Origin of the sequence: Phenylobacterium sp. (assembly GCF_036723115.1) — a bacterium.
Classification (GTDB): domain Bacteria; phylum Pseudomonadota; class Alphaproteobacteria; order Caulobacterales; family Caulobacteraceae; genus Phenylobacterium.
The window spans coordinates 1-6,656 of record NZ_DAIMHV010000143.1 but is presented as its reverse complement, the minus strand read 5'-3'; the positions used below and the strand labels follow the sequence as shown (position 1 = coordinate 6,656).

The window sequence follows — 6,656 nt, the reverse complement described above, 5'->3', positions numbered from 1 at the left end:
TCCAAGCCCGACATGCTGCTGCTGGACGAGCCCACCAACCACCTGGACGCCGAGAGCGTGGCCTGGCTGCAGCACCATCTGGAGACCTTCCCCGGCTGCGTGATCCTGGTGACCCACGACCGCTACTTCCTGGACCAGGTGACCAAGTGGACCCTGGAGCTCGACCGCGGCAAGGGCGTCCCCTACGAGGGCAACTATTCGGCCTGGCTGGAACAGAAGGCCAAGCGCCAGGCGCAGGAGGACCGCGAAAGCGAGAGCCGCAAGCGCACCATCGAGCGCGAACTGGAATGGGTGCGTTCCTCGCCCTCGGCCCGTCGCTCCAAGTCAAAGGCGCGCCTGGCGGCCTTCGACGATCTGGTCAACGCCTCTGAGCGGGAGAAGCAGACCTTCGCCCAGATCCAGATCCCGCCGGGTCCGCGCCTGGGCCAGGTGGTGATCGAGGCCGACCACCTGGAAAAGGCCTATGGCGACAAGCTGCTGTTCAAGGACCTGACCTTCAAGCTGCCGCCTGGCGGCATCGTCGGCGTGATCGGGCCCAACGGGGCGGGCAAGTCCACCCTGTTCAAGATCCTGACCCAGCAGGACACCCCTGACGACGGCTCCATCCGCCTGGGGGAGACCGTGCAGCTGTCCTATGTGGACCAGCACCGCGACGCCCTGGACCCCAACAAGACCGTCTGGGAAGAGATCTCCGGCGGTCTCGACATCATGAAGGTGGGGTCGCGGGAAATTCCCAGCCGCGCCTATGTGGGCAGCTTCAACTTCAAGGGCGGCGACCAGCAGAAGAAGGTCGGCCTGCTCTCGGGCGGTGAGCGCAACCGCGTCCACCTGGCCAAGACGCTGGCCTCGGGCGGCAATGTCATCCTGCTCGACGAACCGACCAACGACCTGGACGTGGAAACCCTGCAGGCCCTGGAGAGCGCCCTGGAAGACTTCCCCGGCTGCGCCGTGGTCATCAGCCACGATCGCTGGTTCCTGGACCGCCTGGCCACCCACATCCTGGCCTTCGAGGGCGACAGCCATGTGGAGTGGTTCGAGGGGAACTTCGAAGCCTATGAGGAAGACAAGAAGCGTCGCCTGGGCGCCGACAGCCTCATTCCCCAGCGGATCAAGTTCCAGAAGTTCAGCCGCTGAGTTTGACCGACGCGGCGCTTCGGCGGCGCCGCGTCGGCCCTTCAGGGTTTAGCGGACCACCAGCACCGGCACGGCGCTGTGGGTCAGGACTTCGGACGCCACGCTGCCCAGCATGAGGCGGCCCAGGCCGCGCCGGCCGTGGGAGGCCATGGTGATCAGGTCGCAGCCGCGGGCCTTGGCCGTGTCGATGATGGCCTCGGCGGGCTGGGCGTCGCGCACATGCACGGTCTCGATGGTCACGCCCCGCTGCTCGGCCGTGGTCTTGGCGGCGGTGAGAATGGCGTTGGCGGCTTCCGACTGACCCTTGCCATAGTCGGCCATCAGGCTGTCGCTCATGGCGTAGGCGTAGCCCACACTGTCGGGAAAGGCGGGGAAGCGTTCGGTGACGGTCACCACGGTGACCTGGGCGCCCAGGCCCTTGGCGAGGTCGAGGCCGTGGATCAGCCCCTTCTGGCCCACTTCCGATCCGTCGGTGGAAATGAGGATGTGCTTGTACATGCGTGCTCCCTCCAGTGTGCCGCGTCCGACGCATCCCTGACGCGCGAACACGAAGATAAGCGCCGCCGACCGGGGGGCGAGACCCCGCGATCAACCGCGTGACTCCACCTTGGCGCGAATTGGCCGCGCAGGGAAATGATGCGCGTCAAATGGGGCGCATAGGGGCGGAACCTCCGCGCCCACCGCCTGTTCTTCGCGGGACGCAATTCCTGAAAGGAGAACGCCATGGCGAGCCCTCGCATCGAAGGCCGCAAGGTGGCCGTGCTGGCCACCGACGGCTTTGAGCAATCCGAACTTGAAAAGCCCGTGGCGGCCCTGACCGCCGCCGGCGCCACCGTCCATGTGATCGCCCCCAAGGGCGGCGAGATCCAGGGCTGGGAGCATCACGACAAGGGCCGCATGACCGCGGTGGACGTGGAGCTGAAATCCGCCAAGGCCGACGATTACGACGCCTTGGTTCTGCCGGGCGGGGTGATCAATCCCGACGCCTTGCGCCTGGAGAAGAAGGCCATCGCCTTCATCGGCGCCTTCGTCGCCGCCGGCAAGCCCATCGGCGCCATCTGCCATGGCCCCTGGACCCTGATCGACGCCGGCGGGGTGGAGGGGCGGACCATGACCTCCTGGCCCTCCCTGGAGACCGATCTGAAGAACGCCGGCGCCAAGTGGGTCGACAAGGAGGTGGTGGTGGACCAGGGGCTGGTGACCTCCCGCAAGCCCGACGATCTGCCGGCCTTCTGCCGCAAGCTGATCGAGGAGATCGCCGAGGGGCGCCACGCCGACGCGGCCTGACGCCGCCTCAGGGTGAAAGCCGATGCGCGCGGGGGCGGGACACGCCGCCGCGCGCTTTGTGCTGGGCGCCCGCCAGCGGCTATAGGTGGCGGACCTGAGTTGCGGAGCGCCCCATGACCGACCAGCCGATCACCGTCCTGATCTCCCACCCCATGCTCGGCCCCATGCAGGCGGGGCTGGAGGCCGCCGGCTACCGGGTGGTGCGCCGCTGGGACCTGGCCGAGGCCGATCGCGGCGCGGTGCGGGCCATCGCCCATGCCGGGGAGATCGTGCTGGAGCCGGCCTTTCTGGAAACCCTGCCCAACCTCTCCCTGATCGCCACCATCAGCGTGGGCTATGACGGGGTGGACGTGCCGTGGTGCCGCGCCCGGGGGATCGAGGTGACCCATGCCGACGGCCTGAACGCCGAGGATGTGGCCGACCACGCCGTGGGCCTGTTGCTGGCCTCCTGGCGCAATCTGGTGGAGGGCGACCGTCTGGTCCGCTCCGGCGGCTGGGCGGCCGAGCACCGCCTGGGCGCCCGTCCGGCCCTGCGGGGGCGCAAGGTGGGCATTGTCGGCCTGGGCCATATCGGCCAGGCCTGCGCGCGCCGGGTGGAAGCCTTCGGCATGGAGGCGGCCTGGTGGGGCCCCAATCCCAAGCCCGAGGCCCCGTGGCCCCAGGCCGCCTCCCTGCTGGCCCTGGCGCAGGCCAGCGACATCCTGATCGTCGCCTGCCGGGCGGACGCCTCCAACCGGGGCCTGATCTCGGCCGAGATCCTCGACGCCCTGGGGCCCCGGGGCCTGCTCATCAATGTGGCGCGGGGCTCGGTGGTGGACGAAGACGCCCTGATCGCCGCGCTGAAGGACAAGCGCCTGGGCCGCGCGGCCCTGGACGTCTTCTGGCAGGAGCCGACGCCCGCGGCCCGCTGGGAAGGCGTGCCCAACACGGTGCTCTCCCCCCACGCGGCGGGGGGCACCCTGGACTCCATCCCCAAGATGATCGGCCAGGCCCACGAAAACCTCCGCCGCCACTTCGCCGGCGAACCCCTCCTGAGCCCGGTTCCCTAGGGCGAATTCACGCGGGCGCAGTGTTGAACCGAAGCCAAGCAGACAGGGCCTCGAACTCGAACACGTGGGCCGCGCGGAGGTCGTCGACAAACGCAAAGGCCGCGTTGGCCTCGGCGGTGATCTGCAGTCCGTTTAGCGCCAGGAATGTGTAGGTGACGGCGAAGGCGACACGCTTGTTGCCGTCCACGAAGGGGTGTTTTTGGCGAGGCTTTCCCAAAGGGCCGCAGCCTCTTCATACAAGTCTTGATAATAGCCCGTCTGAGGTCGAAACAGCGCGCCATCAAGCAGGCCCAGATCCCGCACGCCTTGGGCGCCGCCATAGCGGCTTATCAAGTCCTCGTGGATCGCCAGAACCTCGACGACCGTAAGGTAATCCGTCACTCGGCGAGCTTCTTGTAGAGGGAGCGAACCGATTATGGCTCGCCTGGTAGGCCGACATCACATGATCTCGCGGTTTGGCTGGCCGCCGCTTCTGCACCAGGTCGGAGAGCGCCTCGTCGACAAGGGCCTGGATTTGCCGGCCCTCGGCCAGCGCTATGCTTCGCACCTCGGCAAGTATTTCGGCGTTGACCTGTGTGGCGAGTTGTTCACGAGCCGACGAGCCCATGGCCGTCTCCGACGTCACTGTTTCTCTGGAAGCCAATCACGGGACGCGCCAATCCGTACGCGACTGTGGGAGATGGAGACACGCATGACTTTCACACCAGCGGCCCCGCGGCCTCAGCCTCACCGTGCCGGCCAATATGGTGAACGCTCGCCAGACGTCGGAGACCTTCCGCGGGCCAAGCTGAAGGCGGGCAAGGCGCTGATCCGCGTTCGGCTTCCGCCGCGGTCGCCTGGCAAGGCAGATATGATCCGCATCGGCGGCCGAGCCGGCTCGGGTCGCTACGATCCGGAAGCGGAACTGCGCGAGCCGCTGCCCGAACCGCCGGTGTTTGAGGAAGATCTCGAGTCGGTTCGCCAGCGGGTGGCCCGGACGGTCGGCAAGGTGGTGCGCTCCCGCGACCTGGCCGCCCCGGTCCCGGCTATTCGGCGGCTCCTCGCCGCAGACGCCCAACGCGCCGAGAAGTTTCGGCAGGACCCGTGGCCCTGGCACGCGCCCTACTTCCAGTCGCGTTTCGAGCAGCGACGCCTGCGGCTTCTCGATGCGCTGGCGAAGGCCCTGTCCCGCCAAGGTGTTTGGCCAGACGATTCGCCGCAACATGTGCGGCGATTGTGAGCGCCTGTTGGGGACGTCTCGTCCGTGATCGCCATCGACGCCCCTTGCGACGGCCATCGCAACCGAGGTGCACTCACGACGCAGTCGCCGGGGGTGCCCCTCTCTTGCCATTCAGGATGCGCTCCAGCTCGTACACGCTTTCAAGGACCTCCTCGAAAGGCGGCGCGTCGCCGAAGATCATCGTCCGCATGAGCGCGTAGTCCCTGGCGAGGTCATCGTACATCGCTCCCTCCGGAGAGAGCGCAAAGGTCGGCGGCTCGGCGGTGGCCAGGTCGAAGTCCGGCCGATTGAAGAACATGCGCGCGTGGGCCACGCAGTCCGTCCCGAGATCGGAATCTTCCATCGCCCGGCGACCTTCAGGAGAGCCCATCATGAGATGGACGTCGTAATAGTGCCGCGAGATTCTCTGGCCGCCGCCTTTGAGCACCTTCCGGATATCGTACCAGCGGCGGAGACCGTGAAGGATCACCACCTTGTCCCAGAATGTCCGTTCGGCGTCGACCGTGACGACGTTCGTCACCGAAAGGTCGGCCCCGCGAAAGTCACCGTCGACGTAGGGGGTGATCGTCTTGGCGGAGTTCGGGTCCAGGGCGGACTTCGCCCCGGACTCGATCTTTACGATGCTCCGGACGTACGCGTCCGCCGGCGTCGCGGCCGGATAGGTCAGCAGCAGCGTCTGCGACTCGTCCTCGGACGCGCGAAGATCGAAGCGATCCGGCGCCAAGCCCGTCCGTTCGGCCGTCGCGGCGATGATCTCCTGCAGGGTGTCTCTAAGGGGACCTTGGATATATTCGGCTCCGGCGGCTTCGATGGCCTCCAGCGCCGCCTTTCGCTTCTTTCCGCTCAGCGCCTCGAGATCGGCGATTGAGGCCGGTTCGCCGATATCATCGCGGAAGATCGTGACGTCGATGTCCTCGGAGAAGCGGCGGATCAGGCCGAATCCCTTGGAAAGCGATGTTCCGCCCTTGAACAGCAGGCGCGGCGCGTCGGGTTTCCGGCCGTTGAACAAGGCGTCCAGAACCCAGCAGACCCAGAAGTCCTTCTCGACGTTCTGGGGCGTGGTGCCGAGTCGCTGAGCCGTCGCGGTGAACAGGCCGAGACGGTCCTCGTCGGACGCGGCGATGATCCGGTCGAAGGCGGGGTTCATTCGGGAGGCTTTTCGCGGCTGGACGGGTTCAGGTCCTCGGCAAGCAGCGGCCGCAGATAATCCTGCATCCAGGCCGGCAAGGCAGTGAAACCAGCGACCAGATCCGCTCGGATCGCAGAGCCGTCTGGTCCATCGAGGATGCGTCGAATCCTGCGCGCTTCGGTGTCCGAGCCAAGACTGTCGCTCATCCAGTGAAGCGCCTGTACCAACCGCATCGCGGGACGGCCGGCCCAGAACAGCTTGCTCGCCGCCGTCTGCCGGAACTCAATTGTCATCGCTCCGAGTCGGATCGGGCGCAGCCTGCCCTCGGTTCGTACGACGATCTTGGCGGGAACCGCGTTGGTGAAGCCCAGATCGTTCGCGGCCGCCATCCCGTCGATCAGCACTCTGATCTTGTCGCGGCGGGCCACGGCGTCGATCACGGACAGCGGGTCCGGCGGGCTCTCTGCATCCAGCAAGCTGTTGTAGGCGGGCCGGTCGTAGAGGCCGCGATCAATTCGCCTCAACTCTCCCCGCCCCACCTTGCGCTGGAGGACTTTGTCCACCGCATCTCGGGTGCCCAAGTCCAGAAAGTCAGAGGGAGTCCACACCTGGCGGGGCTTCGCCGTGGCAATGCGATCTTCCAGCGCGGTGGTGAGGGGTGCATCCGCCATGTCCGAAATATGTAGACGATTTTCGGTCAGCCGCAATGTCCGAATTTCGTAGTCATATTTCGGACGAATGCCTACGCGAGGGGCAATGTCCGTTCGAGACCGCTGCAGGGGGCTAGGTTCTGAACCCATAAAGCTTGCTGGCTGAGGGCGACGCTGATTCAAGGCTT

General features: G+C 66.7%; 8 protein-coding genes. 4 read left to right on the top strand and 4 right to left on the bottom strand.

The window, feature by feature from the left end:
* On the top strand, window positions 1-1,134 hold a 1,134-nt coding region (gene ettA / locus V7D28_RS12705), incomplete at its 5' end, for an energy-dependent translational throttle protein EttA (protein ID WP_333587751.1).
* A gap of 48 nt (window positions 1,135-1,182) precedes the next feature.
* On the opposite strand, the gene V7D28_RS12700 is transcribed toward ettA, so the two are convergent.
* Window positions 1,183-1,632 (bottom strand): universal stress protein, encoded by a 450-nt coding sequence (locus V7D28_RS12700; RefSeq protein WP_333587750.1) that lies wholly within the window; start codon window positions 1,630-1,632, stop codon window positions 1,183-1,185.
* Between the two features lie 225 nt (window positions 1,633-1,857).
* On the opposite strand from V7D28_RS12700, the gene V7D28_RS12695 reads away from it, so the two are divergent.
* Window positions 1,858-2,421: a type 1 glutamine amidotransferase domain-containing protein gene (locus V7D28_RS12695; RefSeq protein ID WP_333587749.1), complete on the top strand. Its 564-nt coding sequence runs from the start codon at window positions 1,858-1,860 to the stop codon at window positions 2,419-2,421.
* Between the two features lie 113 nt (window positions 2,422-2,534).
* Window positions 2,535-3,470: a 2-hydroxyacid dehydrogenase gene (locus tag V7D28_RS12690; RefSeq protein ID WP_333587748.1), complete on the top strand. Its 936-nt coding sequence runs from the start codon at window positions 2,535-2,537 to the stop codon at window positions 3,468-3,470.
* A gap of 7 nt (window positions 3,471-3,477) precedes the next feature.
* On the opposite strand, the gene V7D28_RS12685 is transcribed toward V7D28_RS12690, so the two are convergent.
* Entirely contained in the window at window positions 3,478-3,657 is a 180-nt protein-coding gene (locus tag V7D28_RS12685; protein ID WP_333587747.1) for a hypothetical protein, read from the bottom strand.
* Between the two features lie 663 nt (window positions 3,658-4,320).
* Here V7D28_RS12685 and V7D28_RS12680 point away from each other — a divergent pair.
* Window positions 4,321-4,689, top strand: coding sequence for a hypothetical protein (locus V7D28_RS12680; protein ID WP_333587746.1), 369 nt, complete (start codon window positions 4,321-4,323; stop codon window positions 4,687-4,689).
* Window positions 4,690-4,762: 73 nt separating this feature from the next.
* Here V7D28_RS12680 and V7D28_RS12675 read toward each other — a convergent pair whose 3' ends face one another.
* On the bottom strand, window positions 4,763-5,836 hold the full coding sequence (locus V7D28_RS12675; protein WP_333587745.1) for a nucleotidyl transferase AbiEii/AbiGii toxin family protein: 1,074 nt from the start codon (window positions 5,834-5,836) through the stop codon (window positions 4,763-4,765).
* The coding region (locus V7D28_RS12670; RefSeq protein WP_333587744.1) for a DUF6088 family protein at window positions 5,833-6,656 on the bottom strand (824 nt) is incomplete at its 5' end. The genes V7D28_RS12670 and V7D28_RS12675, both read right to left, overlap by 4 nt.

Excerpts from the sequence above, each read along its gene's own strand:
- V7D28_RS12700 (WP_333587750.1), bottom strand. The coding sequence starts at position 1,632 with ATGTACAAGCACATCCTCATTTCCACCGACGGATCGGAAGTGGGCCAG.
- V7D28_RS12695 (WP_333587749.1), top strand. The coding sequence starts at position 1,858 with ATGGCGAGCCCTCGCATCGAAGGCCGCAAGGTGGCCGTGCTGGCCACC.
- V7D28_RS12690 (WP_333587748.1), top strand. The coding sequence starts at position 2,535 with ATGACCGACCAGCCGATCACCGTCCTGATCTCCCACCCCATGCTCGGC.
- V7D28_RS12680 (WP_333587746.1), top strand. The coding sequence starts at position 4,321 with ATGATCCGCATCGGCGGCCGAGCCGGCTCGGGTCGCTACGATCCGGAA.
- V7D28_RS12675 (WP_333587745.1), bottom strand. The coding sequence starts at position 5,836 with ATGAACCCCGCCTTCGACCGGATCATCGCCGCGTCCGACGAGGACCGT.